We start from the raw sequence: 24295 nt of genomic DNA on the forward strand, positions 1-24295 counted from the left end.
ATCCTTCCGACCTTTCGTTTTTCCGCCACTGGCGGCGTCTTATGCAGACCCAACCCGAACTCGACCTGACACCCCTGTCACCGGACGTTCCCCTGCCGCACCGCAAGGTGATCCGTTCCTGGCTGCTCCCGCTGGCACAGCGCACGACCGTGCGCGCGCTGTTGCTGCTGGCTTTCGACTACGTGCTTCTTTCCGCGCTGGCCGCGGGCGCGGTGCTGCTGGAATCGACCTGGCTCAAGCTGGCCTGCGGCATCGGCATGGGCTTCGTGACCGGACGGCTTTTCATCATCGGCCACGACGCCTGCCATCAGAGCCTCACACCGCACCGTCGCCTGAACAAATGGCTGGGCCGCATCGCCTTCCTGCCATCGCTCACGCCCTACAGCCTCTGGGACATGGGTCACAACGTCGTGCACCACGGCTTCACCAACCTGAAGGGCGTCGATTTCGTCTGGGCGCCGCTCACGCAGGCCGAATACGAGGCGCTGTCACCGGCCCGCCGGCTGATGGAGCGCGCCTACCGCAGCGGCTGGGCGCCAGGCGTGTATTACATGGTGGAGATCTGGTGGCGCCGGATGCTGGCGCGCGACAAGTCGACCAACGCCGAGCGCCCGGTCTTCTCGCGCGACTGCTGGCTCGTCGGCAGCTTCGCGGTCGTCTGGTTCGCGGCGCTGGTCGGTGCCGCACTGGCGACCGGTCAATCGGTGCTGCTGCTGCTGGGCGTCGCTTTTGTGCTGCCGCTGATGTTCTGGTTCGCGATGATCGGCTTCGTCGTCTATGTGCATCACACCCACGTCAAGGTGTCGTGGCACGACGACCGCGCCGCCTGGCAGCGCGCGCAGCCTTTCGTATCGACCACCGTGCACCTGACGTTTCCGATGCAGATCGGCTCGCTGCTGCATCACATCATGGAACACACGGCGCACCACGTCGACATGAGCATCCCGCTCTACACGCTGAAGGCCGCGCAGGCGCGCATCGAGGAGATGCTGCCGACCCGCATCGTGGTGCAGCGCTTCTCTTGGCGCTGGTACTTCAGCACCGCGCGCAATTGCAAGCTCTACGACTTCACGCGCAAGTGCTGGACCGACTTCAAGGGCCACGCGACGAGCGAACCGCGTGCGGTTCCCGTCTGACTGCGCTCGACATCGCCCGCTGGCTGCTGGTACTGCTGCTGGTCACCAGCTATCCAGTGGCCGGCCTGTTGCCGGCGAACTGGGGCTGGGAAAACGGCGCGGTCGAGAACGCGCAGATCGTCGTGCTTCTGCTCGGATTCGTGCTCGCGGTCTGGCCCTGGGTGTCTTTGCCGCGTCGGGACGGGTCGGCTGCTGCCGCGCGTTTCGGCGTCGCCCGACGGCTGGCCGCTGTCGCCATTCCGTTCTGGCTGCTTTGCGCCATCCGCGAAACGAGTTGGGGCGCCACGCTGATGACAGTGGCCCTGCCGACACCGGAAGGCCCGTATTTCACGTCACGGTTGCTCTGGTACCACCCGCTCATCCTGCCGGTCGTGCTGGTCGTGGTGGCCGGCATGGGCATCGCATTCTTCAGATGGCGGCTGGCGACGCCGATGCGTGCGCTGATGCGGCACCGGCAGTTTCCGTGGCTGGAGCTCGGTCTGGCCGTGGTCGCGGCGCTGCTGTCGGTGGGCGCCGAAGGCAAGCTGGGCATCGAGCTGCCGGGTATCGAGGCGATGCTGGCCGTGCTGGAGGAATGGGCGGAACTGATCTGCTATGCCGGCCTGGTCCTGATGCAGGCACGGATTTTCGAAGCCCTTCGCGCAAGGGCAAGCTAGCCGCCCGCATCCTGCCGGCGGCTTGGCCACGACGGCATCACGCGGATTGGCTTGCCGCCCGCCTGAACGCCGAAGCCGCGTGCCGCTCGGGCAGGTGATCCGAGCCGCCGAAAAGCTTTTTGCGCAACGTACCTTGCGCGTACCCGGTCTTGTAGACGCCCCGCGTCTGAAGCTCCGGGACGATGAAGTCGACGAAATCCTCGTAGCTTTCCGGAACGACGGTGCGGCTCAGGTTGAAACCGTCCACACCGGCTTCGTCGACCCACGACTGCAATTCGTCCGCCACCTGCGAGGCATTGCCGACGATCGCCGGGTAGCGGCCACCCAGATCGAACAGTTCGAGCAGCTGGCGCCGCGTCCATCCGTGCTGTTCGGCCGTGCGCGCGGCGGACTGGATCGCGTTGGTCTGGCCATAGGCGATGGGTTCGTCCAGGTCGTAGCGCGAATAGTCGACGCCGGTACTGGCGGCGAAATGCGCAAGGCCCGCTTCGCGGCTGGCGTAGCGCTTGTAGTCGTCGAACTTCTCGCGCGCCTCCTTTTCCGTGGCGCCCGTCACCACCGAAGTGCCGACGAACACTTTCACGTCGTCCGCCCGGCGGCCCGACCGCACCAGCTGCTCGCGCAGCGAGTCCACGCTCTTGCGGGCGGCGGCCTTGTTCGGCGGCGAGATGAACACGCATTCGGCATGCCGTCCGGCGAACTGCTGGCCGCGGCCGGAACTGCCGGCCTGGAACAGCACCGGCGTGCGCTGCGGCGAGGGTTCGGCCAGGTGATAGCCGTCGACCTGGTAGTAACGGCCCTTGTGCTGCACCCTGTGCACCTTCGCGGGATCGGCGTAGACGCGCGCCGCCTTGTCGCGCCGCACCGCGCCTTCTTCCCAGCTGCCTTCCCAGAGCTTGTAAAGAACATCGAGGAATTCGTCCGCGCGGTCGTAGCGCTCGTCGTGCGGCAACTGCGCCGACAAGCCCATCGCGCGGGCGGCGCTGTCGAGATAGCCGGTGACGATGTTCCAGCCGATGCGGCCGCGCGTGAGATGGTCCAGCGTCGAGAAGCGGCGCGCCAGAAGATAGGGCAGCTCGTAGCCGAGGTTCACCGTCACGCCGAAGCCGAGGTTCTGCGTGACTGCCGCCATCGCCGAGATCAGCATCATCGGATCGTTGACCGGCAGCTGGATCGATTCGCGCAGCGTCACATCGACGTTGCCCTGGTAGACGTCGTACACGCCCACGATGTCCGCGATGAACAGCCCGTCGAACAGCCCGCGCTCCAGCGTGCGCGCGATGCCGGTCCAGTGCTCGATGGAGTTGTAGGCCGTGGATTGGTCGCGCGGATGCGTCCACAGCCCGTGGTTGATGTGGCCCACGCAGTTCATGTTGAACGCGTTGAGCAGGATCTGTTTCTTGGCAGACATGATTTGCACTTCGAAGTCAGAACGCCGGAATCACGCCGCCGCCGAAAGTGGTGACGATGAACTCGCGCACCTCGTCGGTCTGATACGACCGAACCAGCTGCTGCACCCACGGCTGCGCCTGGTCCTGTTCGCGTACGGCGATCAGGCAGGCGTAGGGACCGTCCTTGTCTTCCAGGAGGATGCTGTCGCGGGCAGGATTGAGGCTGGCCTTGAGCGCGTAGTCGGCGTTCACGGCGGAGGCGTCGGTGTCGTCGAGCGTGCGCGGCAGCTGCGCGGCCTCGATCTCGACGAAGCGGAATTTCCTCGGGTTGTCGACCACGTCGCGCGGCGTCGCGTTGACGCCTTCGACAGGATCGATGCCGGTGCGCAGCTTGATGACGCCGGCCTTCTGCAGCAGGAGCAGGCTGCGACTCTCGTTGGCCGGATCGTTCGGTATGGCGATGCGCGCGCCTTCGGGCAGAGCGGCGATCGACTTGTATTTCTTCGAATAGAACGCGATCGGCCCGATCCAGGTGCGGCCGAAGCCGACGATCCTGTAGCCGCGCGAACGGACCTGCGCCGCCAGGAACGGCCGGTGCTGGAAGCTGTTGGCATCGAGGTCGCCGGCCTCCAGCGCGGCGTTGGGCCGGCTGTAGTCGGTGAACGGAACGATCTGGATCTTCAGACCGTGGTCGCGTTCGGCGATGCGCTTGACGACCTCGAAGACCTGCTCGTGCGGGCCGGAGGTGACACCGACCTTGAGCAGCTTCGTGGTACCGGGCTGCTCCTTGAGCGCCGCATGCAGAGGCATGCCGGCAGCCACGAATGCGCCGGCGGCGACCGCTTGCAGGACGAGGCGACGCGAGGTCGGTGCGGTCGATGGGAAATGTGTATGGATCATGTCGGGTTCAGTGGCTCACAGCGCGCCGTGACGTGGCGGAAAGCGGTCGTTGAGGTAGTAGTTGCCGACCGCGTGGTACTTCCAGCGCACCGGGTCGTGCAGCGTGTGGGTGCGGGCGTTGCGCCAGAAGCGGTCGAGCCCCAGGCCGTCCAGCGTCGCGCCGGTGCCGGCCAGTTCGAACAGGCGCGTGCCGGCATCGAGCGATGCGGTGGTGGTCAGAACGCGCGCCTCGGCCACCGCGATGGAAGCCTCGGCCACGCTGCGGTCGGTCGTGTCGGCCTGCGCGGCCGCGACGATGCGCGCCGCACGGCGCACCAGGGCCTCGGCTGCGCGCAGGCGCACGGCGATGTCGCCGATCTGCGCGATGGTCAGCGGGTCGTCGCTCGCGCGCTCGATGCCGGCGTCGATCCAGGGGCGCGAGCGCTCGCGCACGAATGGCAAGGTCGCAGCCAGCGCGCCCTGCCCGATGCCCAGGTCGATGGCCGCATGCAGCAGTTGCGCGAAAGGACCGATGGTCGTCGGGCGTTCGAACGATGCCAGGAACGGCACCACCCATTCCTTCTCGACCCGCACATCGTCGAAAGCCACCGAGCCGCTGCCGGTCGTGCGCTGGCCGAAACCGTCCCAGTCGTCGGTGATGCCGATGCCTTCGGAGCGCCGCGGAATGAACGCCAGACGAGTGACTTCGCGCTCACCTTCCATCGACACCACCAGCGTCGGAATCCAGTGCGCGAACAGCGCGCCGGTGCAGTAGAACTTGCGGCCGTCGACGCGGAAGCCGTCGCCATCGCCTTCGCTGTCGGGCGTGAGCCGGGTGCGGCGCTTGAAATCCTTGTGTCCGATCTCGGCCAGCGCATTGCCCAGACGCTCGCCAGCGAGCACGCGTTCGTAGAAGAAGCGCTGCTGCGCTTCGGTGCCGCCCACGCGCAGCACTTCGAGCGCATAGAAATGGTTCTGCGGAATCTGTCCGAGCGAGCCGTCTGCCGCCGAGACGATCGCGATCACCTGCGCCAGCGTGGCGACCGAAACGCCGGCGCCGCCGTGTGCGCGCGGCACGGTGATCGCCCACAGCCCGCTGGCGGTGAAGCGCTCGAGTTCGGCCCACGGCAGGATGCGGTCGCGGTCGCGCGCCGCCGCGCCCTGGGCGAAGTCGGCGGCCAGCGCATGCGCCACTTCGATCGCATGCGCGTCGTCGCGGATGAGGGCGGGTCGCACCGTCGCTTCGGGTGCGGGTTCGGCCAGCGGCAGTACCGCCGGGCTCGATGTCGGGTTGGTGCTCATTGCGGATCAGTTCCAGGAATGCCGGGGCGGGAGCACGCCGTTCAGCAGGTAGTTGCCGATGAGGTGCGTCTTCCAGCGCACCGGGTCGTGAAGGGTGTGAGTGCGTGCGTTGCGCCAGTGGCGGCCGAGATTCGGTTGCGCGCGGCTGGCCGACGAGCCGGCCAGCTCGAACAGCTTTTCGCTCGCGTCGAGCGCGATCCGCGTCGTCAGCACCTTGGCTTCGGCAACCGCGATCGATGCGCGTGCGCTCGATCCGGCGGTGACGGGCTCGGCGGCGATGGCGTCGAGCGTGCGTGCGGCCTCCTGCAGAACCTCGTGCGCGGCGTGCAGATCGATCTGCAGACGTCCGACGTCCTGGATCAGGTACGGATCGTCGGCCGCGCGTTCGACGCCCGAATCCACCCACGGCCGCGCCTTCTCGCGCACGAAGGCGATGGCATCGGCGACCGCAGCGATGGCGATGCCCTGGTCGATGGCGGCTTGTACGAGCTGCGAATTGGGACCGAACAAACCCGGCCGGTCGGCGAGTTGCCACAGCGGCAGCACATCGGCTGCATCGACCGGCACCGCATCGAACTTCACCGAGCCGCTGGCCGTGGTGCGCTGGCCGAAAGAAGACCAGTCGTCGATGACCGTCAGGCCCGGCGCATCGCGCGGCACCCAGACCTGCACCGAACGGCCTTCCTCGTCGAGCGCGCGGGTCGGAACGCGATGCGCGAACAGCGCGCCGGTCGAATAGAAGCGATGCCCGGTCAGACGCAGGCCGTCGGCGGTGCGGTGCAGCCGCGTCTCGCCATGCAGGATGGTCTTCGAATTGCGCTCGGGTCCGGCATTGCCCAGCCGCCTGCCGGCCAGCACCTCGGCGAAGAAGCGCCGCTGCTGCTCCTCGCTGCCGATCTCGCGCAGCACGCCCAGCAGGCCGAAATGGTTCTGCGGAATCTGCCCCAGCGCCGGATCGGCCGCGCACAGGATGACGAACACTTCGGCCAGCGTTTCGTACGATACGTCGGCGCCACCGAAGGCACGCGGCACGGTGATGCCGCCGAGCCCGCTCTCGGACCAGAGGTGGAGTTCGTCCCACGGAAGGATGCGGTCGCGGTCGCGCTGCGAGGCGCCCGGTGCGAACAGCGCGGCCAGGCGTTGCGCCGCCTCTAACGCCTCGGCGTCGTCGGCGATGAGCCGCACGCGCGACGGATCGGGTTGGCGCGGCAATCGCGCAACGGGGATGGATGTTTCAAGTGTTTCGGACATGGTGTCTGGATGGAAAAAAGCGTCACAGCACGAGCGGCGCGGCGCGATGCGCCCGGCGCAGTCGTGGGTTGAGCGCCGCATGCAGCGCATCGCTGAGCAGGTTGAGGGCGAGCACGGTGAGCACGATCGCGAGGCCCGGCAACGCGGTCATGTACCAGGCGGTACGCAGTGCGTCGCGGCCCAGGCCGATCATCGAACCCCAGCTCACGACGTTGGGGTCGCCCAGGCCCAGAAAAGAAAGGCCGGCCTCGGACAGGATCGCGTTGGCGACCAGCAGCGCGGTCGAAACGATCACCGGCGTCCATGCGTTCGGCAGGATCTCGCGAAAGATCAGGTGGCTGTCGCTGGCCCCCAGTGCGATGCTGGCCTTGACGAATTCGCGCTCGCGCAACGACAGGAATTCGGCGCGTACGAGACGCGCGATGCTGGTCCACGACGTGACGCCCAGCGCGAACACGATGGTCGGCAGCGAAGGCTGCAGCACCGCCACCAGGACGATCGCGAGCAGGAAGGCCGGGATGGTCTGGAAGAACTCGGTGATGCGCGTGAGCACCGCATCGACCCGACCGCGATAGAAGCCCGCCGCCGCACCGACCGCGATGCCGATCGCGAGCGCGATCAGCGCGGACGAGACTCCGACGATCAGCGAGACGCGGGCGCCATGCATCAGGCCGGCGGCCAGGTCGCGGCCCATCAGGTCGGTGCCGAGCGGCGTCTGCGCATCGGCGCCTGGCCATTGGAACGGCGCGCTCACCATGTCCAGCGGATCTCCGGGGTAGAGCGTGCCAGCCAGCAATGCCGCCGCGAATACCGCCAGAAGGATCGATCCGCCGATCAGGATCGACGGCTGCAGATACCAGCGCTTCATGCGGCCTGCACGCGCGGATCGAGCCGCGTCTGCACCAGGTCGACAAGCAGGTTCGCCAGCACCACCAGCACGCCGCTGAACAGCAGCACCGCCAGCAGCACCGGAATGTCGCGGCTCTTGATGGCTTCGAAAGAAAGCTGGCCGAGGCCGGGCCAGCCGAAAACCGTCTCCACCACGATCGATCCGCCCAGCAGCGCGCTGCTCTGCAGTCCCAGCATGGTCAGCACCGGCAACACCGCGTTGCGCAGCGCGTGGCCAAAGATCACCCGCCGTTCTGGCGCGCCCTTGGCGCGCGCGGTGCGGATGTAGTCCTCGGCCAGCGTCTCGATCATCGAGGCGCGCGACAGCCGCGCATACACCGCGACGTAGTAGATCGACAGCGTGAGCGCCGGCAGGACCAGGTGATGCGCATAGTCCAGCCACAGGCGAAGACCGCCGAAGCCCGCGCTGACATCGCGCAGACCGCCGATCGGCAACCAGTCCAGATGCACACCGAACAGCACGATCAGCATCAGCGCCGTCCAGAACATCGGCGCCGAATAGCCGAGCGTTGCGAGCGCGGACAGCACCGTATCGACGATGCCGTGCGGACGCCGTGCCGAAGCGATGCCCAGCAGCACGCCCGCGACCACCGACACCAGGAGCGCCGCGCCGACCAGCGCCAGCGTCGGCCCGAGCCGGTGCAGCACCAGGCCCAGCACCGGCTCGCCGAAGCGGAACGAAAAGCCCAGGTCTCCCTGCGCGATGCGGCCCAGATAACTCAGCAACTGCTCGAGCACATGCCGATCCAGCCCGTACATCGAACGCAGTTGCGCGACGTACTCGGCCGAGACGCTGCCGCTCTCGCTGGCGATCACATCCACCAGGTCGCCCGGCAACGCCTTGAGCAACACGAAGTTGAGCACCGCCGTGCTGACGATCACGCCCAGCAACTGCAACAGCCGACGAAAGATTCGCCCCGTCATGCCTTCGACTCGAACCACACCCGCGCGAAATTGCTCTGGCTATGGTCGAAGGAATCGGTCACGTTGCGCAGGCGCTTGTCCCAGACGCCGAACCAGCGGAACTCGAACAGCGGAAGCAGCGGCAGGTCTTTCTGCGTTAGCTTCTGCAACTCCTGATAGAGCTGCACCCGCTTGCCCGCATCGCGCTCGATCTGCGCGGCTTCTATCAGCCGGTCCGCATCCGCGCTCGCATAGCCCGATGCGTTCTGCCACGGCGTGCCCTTGGATTCGGCCTTGGACCAGTAGTGCTGCTCGACGCCGATCTGCGGGTCCTGCCAATTGATGCCCCAGGAACTCACGAGCTGGAACTTGTAGTCGCCGAAGACGTTCTTCGTCCAGCTCGGCAGGTCCTGCGAACGCAGGTTGACGTCGATGCCCACCGCACGCAGTGCCTGCCGCACGAACTCGCCGGTGCGGCGGTAGTCGTCGCCGAAAGGGATGAAGTCGTGATCGAGCTTGAAGCGGAAGCCGTCGGCTTTCTTCGGATAGCCGGCCGCATCGAGCAGCGCCTCGGCCTTCTTGCGGTCGAACGGATACTGCTGCGTGTCCTTCGTATAGAAGGTCTTGAGCAGCGACGACACTGGCCCCGTTGCCGGTGCCGCGTAGCCACCCCACACGGTCTTGACCAGCGCGGTGCGGTCGATCGCATGCAGGATCGCCTGCCGCACTTCGAGCTTGCCGAGGACCGGATCGCGCAGATTCGGTATCAGCCACAGCCATCCGGCAAAGCCGTTGTAGCCGTCGGTGCTCACCACCAGATTCGGCAGCTTGGCCAGCCGGTCGGCATCGGCGAAGGTGACCGGATTGCGCTCGCCGTACTGGATGGCGCCGGTCTCCAGCGCGGTCGCCCTGCCGGCCACGTCGGGAATGATCTTGAAGGTCAGCTTGTCGAGGTACGGCAGGCCCGGCACCCAGTATTTGTCGAAACGTTCCAACGCGATGTGGCTGCCGCGCGACCATTCCTTGAACACGAACGGTCCGGTGCCCACTGGCTTGTTGTTGTACGGGTTGTTCGGAATGTCCGTGCCCTCATACAGATGCTTCGGCAGCACCGGCGCCGCCACCACGTCGAGCGCGTTCAGGATCACCGGCGTGGGCTTTGAGAGCGTGAGCACCACCGTGTGGGCATCGGGCGCCTCGACCTTGGTCAGGTACTGGAAGACGCGTCGCGCCGTGGGTGCGTACTTGCGCCACACCTCCTCGGCCGAGAACTTGACGTCGGCCGAAGTGAACGGCCTGCCGTCGTGCCAGAAGACGTTCTTGCGCAGCGCGAATCGCACCGTCAGTCCGTCGTGCGAAATGTCGACGCGCTCGGCCAGTTGCGGACGCGGCTTCAGGTCCGGCCCGTAGTCGAGCAGGCCGTCGAAGATCTTGCTGACCACGGTACGTCCGGGTGTCGAACTGTTGATGAAGAAGGCCAGCGTCGGTGGCTCCGGATGAACCGTGGCTTCGAGCGTGCCGCCGCGCTGCGCGCCGTCGACCGTATCGGGCAGCGCCTGCGTGACGGCGGAAGCATCGCCGGCGTACAGGCCGCCGAGCAACCCGCTCGCGAGCAGCGCGCCGGTCAAACCGAACAGCTGGCGGCGGCGAAGTTCCGCAGGGACGTCGGAATCGTTGTCCGCCGGGTCGAGGGGAATGTAAGGAGACATGGCTTGCAGCTCTCTAAGGAAAAAAGAGGGAGTGGTCAGGCGGCCAGTTGCAGTTCGCGGACATCGCCCGAAAGTCGAGGCGAAGCCGCGAGCAACGAACGCGTGTACGGGTGCTGCGGGTCAGCCCAGATGGTCCTGGGGTCGCCGGACTCGACGATCCGCCCGCCGGTCATCACCAGCACGCGGTCGGCGATGTAGCGCACCACGGCCAGGTCGTGCGAGATGAAGAGATAGGCAAGCCCGTAGGCCGCCTTCAGGTCGACCAGCAGATTCAGGATCTGCGCCTGGATCGACACATCGAGCGCCGATACCGGCTCGTCGCAGATCACGAGTTCGGGGCGCAGCACCAGCGCACGCGCGATGCCGATACGCTGCCGCTGACCGCCGGAGAACTCATGCGGGTAGCGGCTGCGCGACCGTGCGCCAAGACCAACGTCGTCGAGCACCGTCACGATGCGCCGCTCGCGCTCGGCACGGTCGCGCACGCCGTGGATCGCCAGCGCGTGATGCAGGATGTCCTCGACGCGGTGACGCGGATTGAGCGAGCTGTAGGGGTCCTGGAAGATCATCTGCACCCGTCGGCGCCAGGGCAGCAGCGCACTCGGCGACAGCGCCAGAAGGTCTTGGCCGTCCATCGCGATGCGACCCGACTGCGCAGCGACCAGCCGCACGATCGCGCGCGACAGGCTGGACTTTCCGCAGCCCGACTCACCGACCAGGCCGACGGTTTCGCCGGCTGCGATCGAAAGCGAAACACCGCGCACCGCAGGCAGCGGGCCGTTGCGTCCGGGATAGGCGATATGCAGATTTTCGACCGAGAGCAGCGGTGCAGCCGGTGCGACCGGTGCGTTGGCATGTACTTCGGCATGCACCCGGACCAGTGCACGCACAAGTTCGAAACCACCCTGCCCGTCCGCATGGATCTCAGCCAGCCGCGCTTCGCGGTAGTGGAGCTCCGGCGAAAGATGCAGCGACGCGCCCAGCAATCCGCGCGTGTAGGCGTGGCGCGGATTCGCGAATACGCGCGAGGTCGTGCCTTCTTCCAGCTTGCGGCCGCCGTGCATCACCGCGACGCGATCGGCCCACTGCGCCACGACGCCGAGGTCGTGGGTGATCAGCAGTACCGCCATGCCGAGTTCGCGACGCAGGTCGTCGATGAGTTGCAGGATCTGCGCCTGGATCGTCACATCCAGGGCAGTCGTCGGCTCGTCGGCGATCAGCAGCCGCGGCTTGCAGGCCACGGCCATCGCGATCATCACGCGCTGGCGCTGGCCGCCGGAGAGGTTGTGCGGATGGTCGTCGAAGCGCCGCGTGGGCTCGGGCAGCCTGACCAGATCGAGCAGTTCGATTGCACGCGCACGCGCCGCCGTTTTTGACAACGGCTGGTGCAGCGTCAACGCCTCCGCGACCTGCCTGCCGATGGTCTGCAACGGGTTCAGCGAGGTCATCGGCTCCTGGAAGATCATGGAGATCTCCCGGCCACGCAGATCGACCAGTTCGCGTTCCTTCATGGCCAGCAGGTCGCGACCTGCAAAGCGGACGAAGCCCGATATCCGCGCACTCGACGGCAGCAGGCGCAACACCGCAAGCGCTGTTGTCGACTTGCCGCAGCCCGACTCGCCCACCAGCGCCACCGTCTCGCCGGCAGCCACCTCGAGGTCGAGCGATCGCACCGCAGTGTGGTCCGAAAAATCGACTGTCAGGCCGCTCAGTTGCAGCAATGCTCTCGACGGCGCGTCGTCCGCAGGGGCAGCGTGCGTCGTCACCACAGGATCAGACGAGCGCGAGTGACGACAGCGCCGCCAGCCGTTCGCCGCGCTGCTGCAGTACCGGCACCGCGCGCTCGATCGCCAGCGCGATGCGGGCGTGCAGCGCTTCGCTGGTGACGCGGTAGTTGTCGAATTCCTTGTCGGTCGCGTACACGCCGATCGGCAGCGTGTGCGCCTGGAAGAAGCTGAAGAGCGGGCGCAACTGGTGATCGATCGCCAGCGCATGACGGTCGCTGCCGCCGGTCGCGGCCAGCAGCACCGGCACGTCGATCAGCGACTCGTGATGCACGAAGTCGAACAGGTGCTTGAAGAGGCCTGTGTAGGAGCCTCGATAGATCGGGCTGGCCACTAGCAACAGGTCGGCGGTTTCGATGTCGCGCAGCACCGATTCGACTTCGGCGGGCAGGTGATTGCGTTGCAGGACGCCGCCGAATTTCGGTACGAGACCGCCCAGTTCGACGAGGCGCGTTTGCGCATCGGGCAGTGCGTCGCTCAGGCCTTCGAGCAGTTGCTCGACCAGCGCGAGGGTGCGGGAGGGACGTTGCAGGCCGCCGGAGACGGCGACGATCTTGAGTTTTTTAGCCATGGCGAAGAAGAAGATGAAGAAGGAACGAGGACTGGAAGGAACGAAAGGGCGCTCAGGCCGGCACACGGCGCGGCGGCACGATGTCGTTGGCGATCACCTCTCCGAATGGGCCGGTGAGGTTGGCCTGGCCCTGCGGCTGCTGAAGCTCGAGCGGCAGCAGCGGGAACACGAGTTCCGCCAGCCGGTACGCTTCTTCGAGATGCGGATAGCCCGAGAAGATGAAGGTCTCGATACCGAGCGCGGCGTACTCCTTGATGCGCGCGGCGACCTCTTCGGGATTGCCCACCAGCGCCGTTCCGGCTCCGCCACGCACCAAGCCTACGCCGGCCCAGAGATTGGGCGAGACCTCGAGCTTGTCGCGACGCCCGCCGTGCAATGCAGCCATGCGTTGCTGGCCCACCGAATCGAAACGCGAGAAGGCTTTCTGAGCCGCAGCGACGGTGTCGTCGGTCACATACGAGATCAGTTCGTCCGCCGCTTGCCACGCTGCCTCCGACGTCTCGCGCACGATGACGTGCAGCCGGATTCCGAATCGCAGCGTGCGACCGTGCACGGCCGCAGCCGCGCGCGCCTTGGCTATCTTCTCGGCCACCGCTTCCGGCGGCTCCCCCCAGGTCAGATAGACGTCGACCTGCTCACCGGCCAGCTCGATCGCCGCGTCGGACGAACCGCCGAACCACAGCGGTGGATACGGCTTCTGTACCGGCGGGTAGAGCGTCTTCGCGTTCTCCACGCGCAGGTGCTTGCCCTTGAAATTGACCGTCTCTCCGGCTGATACGCCGCGCCAGATGCGCAGGAATTCGTCGGTGACCTCATAGCGCTCGGCATGCGTGAGAAAGCTGCCGTCGCCGTGCTGCTCGTCGGGGTCGCCGCCGGTCACGACGTTGATCAGGATGCGTCCGTTGGAGAAGCGATCGAGCGTGGCAGCCTGACGCGCCGACACGGTCGGCGAGATGATGCCGGGACGGATCGCGACAAGGAACTTCAGTCGCTCGGTGAACGGCACCAGCGACGATGCGACGACCCAGGAGTCTTCGCAGGAGCGACCGGTTGGAATCAGCACGCCCTCGTAGCCGAGCGAATCGGCGGCCTGAGCGATCTGCTTCAGATAAGCGTGGCCGACGCTGCGAGCGCCGTGCGAAGTGCCCAGGTACCGGCTGTCGCCGTGGGTCGGAAGGAACCAGAAAATCTTCACGAAATCGTCTCATGCCGAGCGGAGTTGCAAGAGCTGCAACTTTGCCTCCGGCAGAGGCTTTGCGGCACATCGCCGCTAGACGCATTTCGGCTATCGATATGCGGTTTAAGCGGTTTGTGCAGTCAGGTCGCCCAGCGCCAGCGCTGGATCGACGCTTCGCTCGGCACGACTTCTTCGGCGGCATCCTTGCCGCGAAGCACCCGGTCGAGGATGCGTTTCTCGATGGCCGCGAATGCGGCGTCGCCCTGCGAGCGCGGTCGCGCCAGCGTGATGCGTTCGTCGAGCGCGATGCGCCCGTCTTCGATGAGGATCACGCGGTCGGCCAGCGCCACCGCCTCCTGCACGTCGTGCGTCACCAGCAGCGCGGTGAAGCGGTGGCGCTGCCAGAGGCTCTCGACCAACCGATGCATCTCGATGCGCGTCAGTGCGTCGAGCGCGCCGAGCGGCTCGTCGAGCAACAGCAGGCGCGGGAAATGGACCAGTGCGCGGGCCAGCGCGACGCGCTGTCGCTGCCCGCCCGACAGGCGCGTCGGCCACTCCTGCGCACGCTCCTTGAGTCCGACTTGCGCCAGCACCTGTTCCCCGCGTTCGCGCGCTTCCGGCGGCAAGCCGAGCACCACGTTGTCGAGCACATTGCGCCAGGGAAGAAGTCGCGCCTCCTGAAACATGATCCGCGTGTCGTCGTGCAGGCCGTCGATCCGTTTGCCGTCGGTGTAGAGCGCGCCGTCCGTGGCGCCCTCCAGTCCTGCGACCAGACGCAGCAAGGTGCTCTTGCCGCATCCGCTTCGTCCGACGATGACGATGAACTCGCCCGCCTCGATGACGATCTGCGTGTCGTCGAGAACCTGTCGGTCGCCGTAGCGCTTCGAGAGATGCCGCGCTTCGAGGCGCACGCCGCTGATTGGCCGTTCGGCCAGGGTGATCGCCATGTCAGCCTGCCTTCTTCTGATAACCGGGATGCCAGCGCAACAACCATTGCTCGAGCCCTCGCGCAAACAGGTCCGCGAACTTGCCGAGCAATGCGTAGAGCAGGATGCCGACGAGCACGACGTCGGTCTGCAGGAACTCGCGGGCGTTCATCGTCAGGTAGCCGATGCCCGACTGCGCCGAGATCGTTTCGGCCACGATCAGGATCACCCACATGAGCCCGAGCGAGAAGCGCAGGCCCACCAGGATCGACGACAGCGCACCCGGCAGGATGATCTCGCGGTAGAGCTGCCAGCGCGTGAGCCCGTAGGTCCGCCCCATCTCGATGAGCTGCGGATCGACGTTGCGGATGCCGTGGAAGGTGTTGAGGTAGATCGGAAAGAAAACCGAGACCGCGATCAGGAAGAGCTTGGCCGTCTCGTCGATGCCGAACCACAGGATCACCAGCGGAATCAGCGCCAGCGCCGGTATGTTGCGCACCATCTGGATGGTCGAGTCGAGCAGCGTCTCGAAGAACTTCACGGAGCCGGTCAGCAGGCCGAGCACCAGCCCGAGGCCGCCGCCGATCGCCAGTCCGGCCAGCGCCCTGCCCGCGCTGACTTTCACATGGGTCCAGAGCTCGCCGGAAACGGCCAGCGTCCAGGCGGCCCTGATGACGTCGACCGGCGCCGGCAGCACGCGCGTCGAAAGCCAGCCGAACGACGAAGCCGACTGCCAGACGACGATCAGCGCGACGGGCACCAGCCACGGCAGGAGCCCGTCGACTACGCCGCGAAGAGCGCGCAGCGCGCCGCCTCGTGCCGCCGTCACCACGAGTAAGCGAGCGCCTGCATCCGGCGGCGCAACGTCCTGACCGGGACATAACCGACAGGCGCCCGCCGCGCGATCTCGCGCGGCGAAGCCAGTGCGATGCGCCAGACGTTGCGGGTCCTGGCGATCACGGCGACCGCGCGATCGCCGGGCGTCGGTGCGGAGTGGGAAAACGATGTCATGCGAATCTCGAACGGGTGCGCGCGATCAGGGCGATGCGGGAGCCACCGCATCGCCGACCTTGATGGCCTTCGGGATGAGCTTCAGGTCAAAGAAGGTGTCGGCGATCTTCTGCTGGTCCGCAGCCACGGCAGCGGAAATCGGCTTGACGTTGAATTCGTTGCGCTGCAGTGCGAGTTCGACCACCTCGACCGGCAGACCCTGCAGAGGAGCGATCAGCGCGGCGGCCTGGCGAAGATTCTTCTTCAGCCAGATGCCCTGCGTGACCGAATCCTCGAACAGCGCCTCGATCACCTTGGGGTTCTTGCCGACGAAGCCGCGCTCGCCGAGGCAATACTGGTAGTTGTTGACCACGTCGGGCGTTCCGTCGGCCAGGATGCGGGCGCCGGTGGCTTTCTCGGCCGCCGCGAGGAACGGATCCCAGATCACCCAGGCATCGACGTTCCTGCTCTCGAACGCTGCGCGCCCGTCGGCAGGCGCCAGATAGACGGGCTGTATGTCGCCCAGCTTCAACCCGTTCTTCTCCAGCTGCTTCACCAGCAGGTAGTGAACGTTGCTTCCCTTGTTGAGTGCGACCTTCTTGCCCTTGAGATCGGCGACCGACCGGATCGGCGAATTCTTCGCCACGAGAATGGCTTCGGCACGCGGCGAAGCCGGGTCGTAGCCTATGTAGACGAACTTCGCGCCGGCCGCCTGCGCGAAGATCGGCGGCGCCTCGCCGACGTAGCCGACATCGACCGCGCCGACATTGAGCCCTTCGAGCAATTGCGGGCCGGCCGGGAACTCCACCCACTTCACGCCGAAGCCCAGCGGCGCGAGCCTTTTCTCAAGCGTGCCTTGCGCCTTCTGCAGCACGAACAGGCTGGCCGACTTCTGGAAGCCGACACGCAGCTCGCCTTTCGCGGCAGGTGTCGCCTGGGCGTGAGCAGCAGGTACCTTGAGCAGGCTGACGACCAGCGCAATGGCAAACACGACCAGCACGCTCAACGCAAGATCGCGCAGTGACTGTGTGCCGGAACGGATCGGCGCGGAGGAGCCGAAGTCTTCGGCTGGAATGGGCAGCATGGTGTTCTCGAATCCTCGAAATGAAGGAAGCCCCGGTTGGACCGGAACATCGGGCAGACGACTCTGACCCGATGGATTCTGCGTACCCTGCCCGTATCGTCCAAAGAACGAATACGAGTTTGCTGATGCGTTTTTTGCTGGATCGGGGCGCTCAGCCCGCAGCGCGCCGGGTCAGGATCTCGAACGCCGGCAACGTCTTGCCTTCCAGGATCTCCAAGAACGCACCGCCGCCGGTCGAGATGTAGCCGACCTTGTCCTCGATGCCGTACTTGGCGATCGCGGCCAGCGTGTCGCCGCCGCCGGCGATCGAGAACGCCGGGCTTTCGGCGATGGCCTTTGCGATGGCTTCGGTTCCGTGCGAAAACGCCTCGAACTCGAACACGCCGACCGGGCCGTTCCAGACGATGGTGCCGGCTTCGCGCAATTGCGCGGCGAGCATTTCGGCGGTCTTCGGGCCGATGTCGAGGATCAGGTCGTCCGGGCCGACTTCATCCGCGGCCTTGACCGTGGCCGGCGCGTCGGCCGCGAACTTGGTCGCCGTGACCACGTCGACCGGAATCGGCACCGCCGCGCCGCGTGCGCGCATGGCCTCGATCACCGCCTTGGCCTGGCCGACCAGATCGGGCTCGGCCAGCGACTTGCCGATCGACAGGCCGGAAGCCAGCATGAAGGTGTTCGCGATACCGCCGCCGACGATCAGCTGATCGACCTTCGACGCCAGGCTTTCGAGAATCGTGAGCTTGGTGCTGACCTTCGAACCAGCGACGATCGCGACCAGCGGCCGCTTCGGATGCGCCAGCGCCTTGGTGATGGCGTCGATTTCGGCCGCCAGCAGCGGGCCGGCCGAGGCGATCTTCGCGTACTGCGCGATGCCGTAGGTGGTTGCTTCGGCACGATGCGCGGTGCCGAAGGCGTCGTTCACGTAGATGTCGGTCAGCGCGGCCAGCTTGCGGGCGAGCGCCTCGTCGTTCTTCTTCTCACCCTTGTTGAGGCGGCAGTTTTCAAGCAGCACGACCTGGCCCGGCTTCACTTCGACGCCTTCGACCCAGTCGCTGACCAGCGGCACTTCGCAACCCAGAAGTTCGCCCAGGCGCGCGGCCACCGGCGCCAGCGAGTCTTCAGGCTTGAACGCGCCTTCGGTCGGACGACCGAGGTGCGACGTGACCATCACGGCCGCACCGGCTTCCAGCGCGAGCTTGATGCACGGCACCGAGGCACGGATGCGCGTGTCCTCGGTGATGCGGCCGGTGTCGTCCTGCGGCACGTTGAGGTCGGCGCGGATGAAGACGCGTTGCCCGGCGACTTTGCCCTGGGCACACAGATCGGAGAAGCGGATGACGTTCATGGCGGTGGCGGCACTCTCTAAAGACGTGAAGATGAAAACTTAAGAATTCGCCAGATTCTAGAAGCGTGGCTACCAGCCGAGCCCCAGATGCAGCGGCAGATACACGGCCATGCCGGTCAGCATCGTGCCGAGCACGCCGCCGCGCCAGAAATACCACGCAGCGCCTGCCGCTGCCGCATAGAGACGCGCGTCCTGCCACGTCGCGACGAGCTGACCGTGCGTCATGACGATTTCAGGGATCACCACCGCCGACAGTGCGGCGACCGGCGCGTAGTGAAGCGCGCGGTGTGCCCAGTCGGGCAGGCCCCAGGGCTTGTCGAGGATGAAGAAGAAGCAGCGCGTCAGCGCCGTGACCAGCGCCATGCCGACGATGACCACCAGCGTCCAGGGATCCGTTCCGTTATTCATTCGTCGCTGTCGCTGTCATTCGTCTGCGTCCGACGGGTTGCGCACGAACTGTTTTTCGAGCCAGAAGCAGAACATCACCGCCACGCCGATGCCGGTCACGATGTTCAGGTTGAGCGGTAGCGCATAGGCGGCCACCGCCGTCGCGCCGGCGATCAGCGCCGAAAGCACGCGCAACCGGGTGGTCGCCATCGAACACAGGATGCCGACCAGGCTCAGCACACCGGCAAAACCCAGTCCCCAGGCTTGCGGAATGAAATTGGCCAGCGCGATGCCCAGCGTGCTCATGCCCATCCAGGCAGTCCAGGTCGTGAAATAGCCGCCGGTCAGGAAGGCCTCCTGCGCGACCTGCTCGGCACGATCGACCGGCGGCTTCGGAAAGCGCGCGGTGAAGGTGACGTAGCTCAGGTCGGCGGTGAGATAACCGTGCGTCATGCGGCGCCAGCGCGGCATGTGCATCAGATAGGGTCGCAGATGCAGGCTGAACACCAGGAAGCGCAGGTTGACGCAGAACGCCGTCGCCAGAATGACCCAGGCCGGTGCGCCGGCGATCAGCAGCGGGATCGCGGCGAGTTGCGAACTGCCCGCGTAGACCAGGAACGTCATCGCCAGCCCTTCGATGACGCTCATACCCGACTTCACCATCGCCACGCCGGTCATCAGCCCCCAGGCGCTGATGCCGAGTGCCATCGGCGCCATGTTGCGAATGCCTTCGCGAAACGCCGGCTGGCGACGGATCGCCGCGCTCAGGAACATGGGTCGAAAACCTGGCCGGCCTGGATGCCGGCGCCGCGCAGGAAATCCGCGGCAGGCAGTCTTTTGCCGCCGGCGCGCTGAAGCTCGGTCAGCACGACGACGCCGCTACCGGTTGCAACCGCGATGCCGTCAGGTGCGACCGCAATGACGGTGCCCGGCGCTTCTTCTTTCGAGGAGTCGGCATGCAGACGCGCCGTAGCAGCCCAGAACTTGACGGTTTCGCCACCCAGCTTGCCCGTTGCGCCCGGAAACGGATCGAACGCGCGGATGCGGCGCACGATGGTTTCGGCGCCCAGCGTCCAGTCGACCGGCGCCTCGTTCTTCTCGATCTTGTGCGCGTAGGTCACGCCTTCCGCAGGCTGCACCGTGCGGACGAGCGAACCGGACTCGGCTTGCCGCAACGCATCGACGACCATGCGGCCGCCCATGTCGGCCAGCCGGTCGTGCAGGCGCGCCGTGCTGTCGTCGTCGATCTCGAGCGACTCGCGCAGCAGCATGTCGCCGGTGTCGAGGCCGGCGTCCATCTGCATGATCGTCACGCCCGTCTGCGCATCGCCGGCTTCGATCGCGCGATGGATCGGCGCGGCGCCGCGCCAGCGCGGCAACAGGCTGGCATGGATGTTCAGACAGCCCAGCCGCGGCACGTCGAGCACCCATTGCGGCAGGATCAGTCCGTAAGCCGCGACGACCATCGCGTCGAGCTTCGCGCTCAGGATGACCTCTTGCGCCACGGCTGCGTCCTCGGGATATTTGCCGTCGAGACGTAGGCTGCGCGGCTGCGAGACGGGCCAGCCGTGCTGAGTCGCAAACTGCTTGACCGGCGAGGCTTGAAGCTTCATGCCGCGACCGGCGGGCCGATCGGGTTGAGTCAGAACCAGCGCGATCTCGAAACCGGCCTTGTGAAGCGCTTCCAGCGCGACGCGAGCGAATTCGGGCGTTCCCGCGAACGCGATCCTCACAGATCGCGCCGCTGCTCGCGCATCAGATCGGGTCCGGTGTGATAACGCGTGACTTTGCCTGCGGGATCCATATAGATATGCAGCAGGCGCGGATTGTTGAGCACTTGGTAGCGCCAGCTCCAGACCACGCCGTCATAGGACGAGACGCGCGAGACCTCATACGGCCGGCCGTAGGTGCGCAGCACGTCGTCCAGGCGCCATGTGTCGGTCCTGATGGTGCTGTCGAACAGGTACTCCTGCATTTCCTGCCGGTTCGACACCACGCGACCGGCCGCATCGACATCGACGTTGCTCACTTCCGAGCCCATCGGCGCGCGCGAGTACTGCAGACGTTCACCACCGCCGGGCATCGGATAGACCGAAGTCGGCTGGCCGAGCTGCTGCAGCGCTTCGGCGCGCGTGGCGCCGGGCCGCAGCCGGGTCGGATCGCTCGCGCAACCCGAAAGCAGAACCGTCGCGGCAACGGCGAAAGCCGCCATCGCGCCCAGGGTGGAACGTCGCCTGTTCATGTTCACCTCCGGCCGTCGCCCGAACCGACGCGCTGGTCTTCGCGTTGCTGCTTCAGCAGCTTGCCCTTGATGCGGTTGCGCTTGAGCGGCGACAGATACTCGACGAAGACCTTGCCCAGCAGATGATCGAGCTCGTGCTGGATGCAAACCGCCAGCAGGCCTTCGGCTTCGATGGTGCGCATGTCGCCGTCGGCGTCGAGGGCCGTCACGCGCACCGAGGTCGAGCGCTCGACGCCGTCGTAGATGCCGGGCACGGAGAGGCAACCCTCTTCGTTCAGCACCTTTTCGTCGCTGGCCCAGACGATCTCGGGGTTGATCAGGACCATCGGCTGGTTGCGTTCCTCCGAAATGTCGAGGACGACGAGGCGCTCGTGCACGTCAATCTGCGTGGCTGCGAGGCCGATGCCGCTGGCGTCGTACATGGTTTCCAGCATGTCCGAAACCAGCGTCCGGATGCGCGTGTCGATGCCCTGCACCGGCTTTGCCACCGTGTGCAGCCGCGGATCGGGGAAGCTGAGGATGTTTCTTTTGGTCATGGAACGAGATGTATGTGTCTCTATTTTCGCCAATTCCGGGCTCGCATGAAGGAGCGCAGGCTTAAAGCGTTGCCCAATCAATGGCTTCCGCGCAAAATCCGCAGCAAATTGTGAGCATTCGTAAGCTGCAGCGGCGTCCCGGCGCACATCGATCGAAACATGAAAAAACCCAACTTTTCTCGCCGTCCCATCTCGCGTCAAGGTCGAGGGAGCGCCCTGGCTTCAGCGCTGACCATTCTGGCCACCTGTTCGGCGCTCGGATTCGGCACCACCGCACTGTCGCAGAGCTACCCCGTCACCCCGACGCAGCGGGCCACTGCGCAGCAGACTGCGCAAACCGGCATTCCGGTGAGCGAACTTGCGCCCAACGCACCCGACGAATACACGGTCAAGCCGGGCGACACGCTCTGGGCGATTTCCCGGCTCTACCTGCGCAGCCCCTGGCGCTGGCCGGAACTCTGGGGCATGAACATCCAGGAGATTTCCAATCCGCACCTGATCTACCCCGGCCAGGCGCTCTATCTCGACAAGACCGGCGGCCGCGCACGGCTCAGCACGCGGCGCGGTGGCGGCAGCGGCGCCTACGACGAAACCATCAAGCTCTCGCCGCGCACGCGCTCGCAGTCGCTTTCGGGCATGGCGCTGCCGACTCTGAACCCCAGCCTGATCGAGCCTTTCCTGAGCGAGCCTATCGTGGTCGACGAAACCGCGCTGCTGGCCGCACCACGCATCGTCGCGGGCAACGACGAGCGGGTGTTGCTCGCACGCGGCGACCGCGCCTATGCACGCGGCGCAGCGGAAACGCCGCTTCTCGAGACACCCGGCCCGGCCAAGACTTTCCGCGTGTTCCGCAACGCGACGCCGCTGACCGATCCGGGTACCGGCGAAATCCTCGGCTACGAAGCGCAGTATCTCGGCAAGGCGCTCCTGCAGCGCGGCGAAACGACCACGCGCTCGCTCGAAAGCGGTAAGGAAGTCGTCGACGTCGTGCCGGCGACGATCGACATCGTGGCCGCGCGCGAGGAAATCCGCTCCGGCGACCGGCTGCTGCCGGAACCGGCGCGTCTGCTCACCAGCTACACCCCACGAGCGCCCGACCGGGAATTCAACGGCCGCATCGTCTCCGTCTACGGCAACGCGGTGCGGTTCGCGGCGCAGAACCAGGTGGTCGCCATCAACAAGGGACTGCGCGACGGCATCCAGAGCGGCTATGTGCTCGCCATTCTCAAGAACGGCCAGACCGTGATCGACAAGACCGGCGGCGTCGCGGAAACCCTCAAGCTGCCGAACGAACGCATCGGCCTGCTGATGGTGTTTCGCACCTTCGAGAAGGTGTCGTACGCGCTGGTGCTTGAAATCAACGACGCGCCCCGCGTCGGCGATCTGCTGGTCAACCCTTGAGCGGCCTTTGAACGTTTTCGGCGACGAGCTTGCCGACTGGCTCCGCCTGACGCTCACGCCGGGCATCGGCGACATCACGGCGCGCAAACTTCTTTCGGCCTTCGGATTGCCCTGCGATGTGCTGACGCAATCGCAAACGGCGCTGCGGCAGGTCGTGAGCCCGGCGCAGGCTGCCGCGCTTCATGCCGAACCGGCCCGTCTCGCCGAAACCATCGCGCAGACCCGGAAGTGGCTGGCAGCCGAGGACCACGGCGGCGCGGCGACTCACCGCATCGTGACGCTCGGCGATATCGGCTATCCGCCTGCGCTGCTCGAAATGGTCGATCCGCCGCTGATGCTCTACCTGATCGGCCCGGCGGCTTTCGACCTCACGCAGCTCGGCAACAGCATCGCAATGGTCGGCAGCCGCAATCCGACGCCGCAGGGCGAGCTCAATGCGCGCGATTTCGGTCGTGCATTCGGCGAACTCGGCATTCCGGTCGTGTCCGGGCTGGCACTGGGCATCGACGGCGCCGCGCACCAGGGCGCGCTCGACGCTGCCGGCACGCACCCCGACCGTCCGGCTACGGTCGCCGTGGTCGGAACCGGACTCGACCGCATCTATCCGGCACGACACCATGCACTGGCGCATCGAATCACCGCGCACGGCCTGATCGTGAGCGAATTCCCGCTCGGTACGCCGCCGCTCAACCAGAATTTCCCGAAGCGCAACCGCATCATCGCGGGGTTGTCGCGCGGCACGCTGGTGGTCGAGGCTGCGCTGCTGTCGGGGTCGCTGATCACCGCGCGGCTGGCGTCCGAGCAGGGGCGCGAGGTGTTCGCGATACCCGGGTCGATCCATTCTCCGCAGTCGCGAGGTTGCCATGCGCTGATCCGGCAGGGCGCGAAGCTGGTCGAATCGGTGAACGAAGTACTCGAGGAATTGCAGCCGGACGCATGCGCGCCGCCATCGCACGACGCCCCGCAAGCGGATGCGGGCGACGAAGCCGGCGACGACGGGCTGCTTCAGCGGCTCGGCTTCGACCCGGTCGGCCTCGACGCGCTCTGCGCACGCACCGGCCAGCCGGCAGCGGCGTTGCAGGCCGAGCTGCTCGGACTCGAGCTCGACGGTCACGTCGCTCGCCTGCCCGGCGGACTTTTCCAGCGCGTCGCGCATCGCTGAACGATTCGGGCATCGCGTGGGCTATATTGACCCCATGTTCGAAGTCCTCGTGTTTGTGTACGAAAACTACTGGCGTGGCGATGCATGCCCCGAACCCGAACAGCTGGGCCGCAAGCTCACTGCCCACGGCTTCGAGGCGGACGAGATAAACACCGCGCTCCAGTGGCTCGACGACCTCAGCCGCGCCACGCAGGGCTTGCCGCTGACGCTGAACGACGGCGCCTTGTCGGCGACCATCGGAATGCGCGGCAGTGCCGACGTGGTTTCGGCTTCTTCCGATGCAATGCGTGTCTACTCGGTGGCCGAGCAGGACCATCTGGGTGCGGAATGCCTGGGCTTCATCCATTTCCTCGAATCGGCCAGCGTGCTGCGCAGCGGACTGCGAGAAATCGTGATCGAGCGCGCGATGGCGACGCCAGCCGGTCCGGTTTCACTGGACGAGCTGAAGATCATCCTTCTGATGGTCCACTGGAGCAGCGGAATCGAGCCAGACGCCCTGGTGCTCGACGAACTGCGCGACGACGGCACCGGCCGCGTCGCACACTGAGCGGCGT

23 protein-coding genes and 1 pseudogene are annotated in these 24295 nt (G+C 66.3%); 4 read left to right on the forward strand and 20 right to left on the reverse strand.

Translation table 11 applies throughout. From position 1 onward, the window contains the following. Positions 1-41 precede the first annotated feature (41 nt). Positions 42-1185, forward strand: a pseudogene (locus ACSFA3_RS15840) (fatty acid desaturase); the annotation flags it as partial. Between the two features lie 644 nt (positions 1186-1829). Here the strand turns inward: ACSFA3_RS15840 and ACSFA3_RS15845 are convergent. The 20 genes from ACSFA3_RS15845 to def all read right to left on the reverse strand — a co-directional run bounded on the left by ACSFA3_RS15845 (position 1830) and on the right by def (position 21178). After that, on the reverse strand, positions 1830-3203 hold the full coding sequence (locus ACSFA3_RS15845; RefSeq protein WP_435506438.1) for an LLM class flavin-dependent oxidoreductase: 1374 nt from the start codon (positions 3201-3203) through the stop codon (positions 1830-1832). Positions 3204-3219: 16 nt separating this feature from the next. Further along, positions 3220-4083 carry a MetQ/NlpA family ABC transporter substrate-binding protein gene (locus ACSFA3_RS15850; RefSeq protein WP_435506439.1) on the reverse strand — a complete coding sequence of 288 codons (864 nt, stop codon included), beginning with the start codon at positions 4081-4083 and terminating at the stop codon, positions 3220-3222. A 15-nt stretch (positions 4084-4098) separates the two neighbouring features. Further along, the gene (locus ACSFA3_RS15855; protein WP_435506440.1) at positions 4099-5364 is read right to left on the reverse strand and encodes an SfnB family sulfur acquisition oxidoreductase; all 1266 of its coding nucleotides are present in this window, start codon (positions 5362-5364) and stop codon (positions 4099-4101) included. A gap of 6 nt (positions 5365-5370) precedes the next feature. After that, the gene (locus ACSFA3_RS15860; protein WP_435506441.1) at positions 5371-6615 is read right to left on the reverse strand and encodes an SfnB family sulfur acquisition oxidoreductase; all 1245 of its coding nucleotides are present in this window, start codon (positions 6613-6615) and stop codon (positions 5371-5373) included. A 22-nt stretch (positions 6616-6637) separates the two neighbouring features. Next, on the reverse strand, positions 6638-7483 hold the full coding sequence (locus tag ACSFA3_RS15865) for an ABC transporter permease (RefSeq protein WP_435506442.1): 846 nt from the start codon (positions 7481-7483) through the stop codon (positions 6638-6640). After that, positions 7480-8448, reverse strand: coding sequence for an ABC transporter permease (locus tag ACSFA3_RS15870; protein ID WP_435506443.1), 969 nt, complete (start codon positions 8446-8448; stop codon positions 7480-7482). The genes ACSFA3_RS15865 and ACSFA3_RS15870 overlap by 4 nt, the downstream gene beginning before the upstream one ends. Next, positions 8445-10136 (reverse strand): ABC transporter substrate-binding protein, encoded by a 1692-nt coding sequence (locus tag ACSFA3_RS15875; protein ID WP_435506444.1) that lies wholly within the window; start codon positions 10134-10136, stop codon positions 8445-8447. The genes ACSFA3_RS15870 and ACSFA3_RS15875 overlap by 4 nt, the downstream gene beginning before the upstream one ends. Positions 10137-10171: 35 nt before the next feature. After that, positions 10172-11902 carry an ABC transporter ATP-binding protein gene (locus ACSFA3_RS15880; RefSeq protein ID WP_435506445.1) on the reverse strand — a complete coding sequence of 577 codons (1731 nt, stop codon included), beginning with the start codon at positions 11900-11902 and terminating at the stop codon, positions 10172-10174. Between the two features lie 7 nt (positions 11903-11909). Further along, on the reverse strand, positions 11910-12491 hold the full coding sequence (gene msuE / locus ACSFA3_RS15885) for an FMN reductase (RefSeq protein WP_435506446.1): 582 nt from the start codon (positions 12489-12491) through the stop codon (positions 11910-11912). 52 nt (positions 12492-12543) lie between these two features. Further along, a complete protein-coding gene (gene ssuD / locus ACSFA3_RS15890; RefSeq protein WP_435506447.1) occupies positions 12544-13686 on the reverse strand; it encodes an FMNH2-dependent alkanesulfonate monooxygenase in 1143 nt (380 codons plus the stop codon). A 122-nt stretch (positions 13687-13808) separates the two neighbouring features. Further along, positions 13809-14615, reverse strand: a complete 807-nt coding sequence (locus ACSFA3_RS15895) for an ATP-binding cassette domain-containing protein (protein WP_435506448.1) — start codon at positions 14613-14615, stop codon at positions 13809-13811. A 1-nt stretch (position 14616) separates the two neighbouring features. Beyond that, positions 14617-15426: an aliphatic sulfonate ABC transporter permease SsuC gene (gene ssuC / locus ACSFA3_RS15900; RefSeq protein ID WP_435506449.1), complete on the reverse strand. Its 810-nt coding sequence runs from the start codon at positions 15424-15426 to the stop codon at positions 14617-14619. Beyond that, positions 15420-15605, reverse strand: coding sequence for a hypothetical protein (locus ACSFA3_RS15905; RefSeq protein ID WP_435506450.1), 186 nt, complete (start codon positions 15603-15605; stop codon positions 15420-15422). The genes ssuC and ACSFA3_RS15905 overlap by 7 nt, the downstream gene beginning before the upstream one ends. A 25-nt stretch (positions 15606-15630) precedes the next feature. Further along, positions 15631-16668 carry a sulfonate ABC transporter substrate-binding protein gene (locus ACSFA3_RS15910; RefSeq protein ID WP_435506451.1) on the reverse strand — a complete coding sequence of 346 codons (1038 nt, stop codon included), beginning with the start codon at positions 16666-16668 and terminating at the stop codon, positions 15631-15633. Positions 16669-16819: 151 nt separating this feature from the next. Next, positions 16820-18013 (reverse strand): phosphoglycerate kinase, encoded by a 1194-nt coding sequence (locus ACSFA3_RS15915; protein WP_435506452.1) that lies wholly within the window; start codon positions 18011-18013, stop codon positions 16820-16822. A gap of 69 nt (positions 18014-18082) precedes the next feature. Next, complete coding sequence (locus tag ACSFA3_RS15920) at positions 18083-18421, reverse strand: AzlD domain-containing protein (protein ID WP_435506453.1); 339 nt, start codon at positions 18419-18421, stop codon at positions 18083-18085. A gap of 15 nt (positions 18422-18436) precedes the next feature. Beyond that, positions 18437-19174 (reverse strand): AzlC family ABC transporter permease, encoded by a 738-nt coding sequence (locus tag ACSFA3_RS15925; RefSeq protein WP_435506454.1) that lies wholly within the window; start codon positions 19172-19174, stop codon positions 18437-18439. Then, the gene (gene fmt, locus ACSFA3_RS15930) at positions 19165-20133 is read right to left on the reverse strand and encodes a methionyl-tRNA formyltransferase (protein WP_435506455.1); all 969 of its coding nucleotides are present in this window, start codon (positions 20131-20133) and stop codon (positions 19165-19167) included. The genes ACSFA3_RS15925 and fmt overlap by 10 nt, the downstream gene beginning before the upstream one ends. Further along, positions 20130-20642, reverse strand: coding sequence for a hypothetical protein (locus tag ACSFA3_RS15935; RefSeq protein ID WP_435506456.1), 513 nt, complete (start codon positions 20640-20642; stop codon positions 20130-20132). The genes fmt and ACSFA3_RS15935 overlap by 4 nt, the downstream gene beginning before the upstream one ends. Before the next feature lie 2 nt (positions 20643-20644). Next, complete coding sequence (gene def / locus ACSFA3_RS15940; protein WP_435506457.1) at positions 20645-21178, reverse strand: peptide deformylase; 534 nt, start codon at positions 21176-21178, stop codon at positions 20645-20647. Between the two features lie 159 nt (positions 21179-21337). Here def and ACSFA3_RS15945 point away from each other — a divergent pair, with 159 nt between their 5' ends. Genes ACSFA3_RS15945 through ACSFA3_RS15955 form a run of 3 tightly spaced genes read left to right on the forward strand, consistent with a single transcriptional unit; the run spans position 21338 to position 24288 of the window. Then, positions 21338-22579, forward strand: a complete 1242-nt coding sequence (locus ACSFA3_RS15945; RefSeq protein ID WP_435506458.1) for a LysM peptidoglycan-binding domain-containing protein — start codon at positions 21338-21340, stop codon at positions 22577-22579. A gap of 7 nt (positions 22580-22586) precedes the next feature. Continuing rightward, entirely contained in the window at positions 22587-23741 is a 1155-nt protein-coding gene (gene dprA, locus ACSFA3_RS15950) for a DNA-processing protein DprA (protein ID WP_435506459.1), read from the forward strand. 34 nt (positions 23742-23775) lie between these two features. Further along, positions 23776-24288 carry a Smg family protein gene (locus ACSFA3_RS15955; RefSeq protein ID WP_435506460.1) on the forward strand — a complete coding sequence of 171 codons (513 nt, stop codon included), beginning with the start codon at positions 23776-23778 and terminating at the stop codon, positions 24286-24288. Positions 24289-24295: the final 7 nt, after the last annotated feature.

It is taken from the genome of Variovorax glucosi (genome assembly GCF_051216695.1).
Taxonomy (GTDB): Bacteria; Pseudomonadota; Gammaproteobacteria; order Burkholderiales; family Burkholderiaceae_C; genus Variovorax.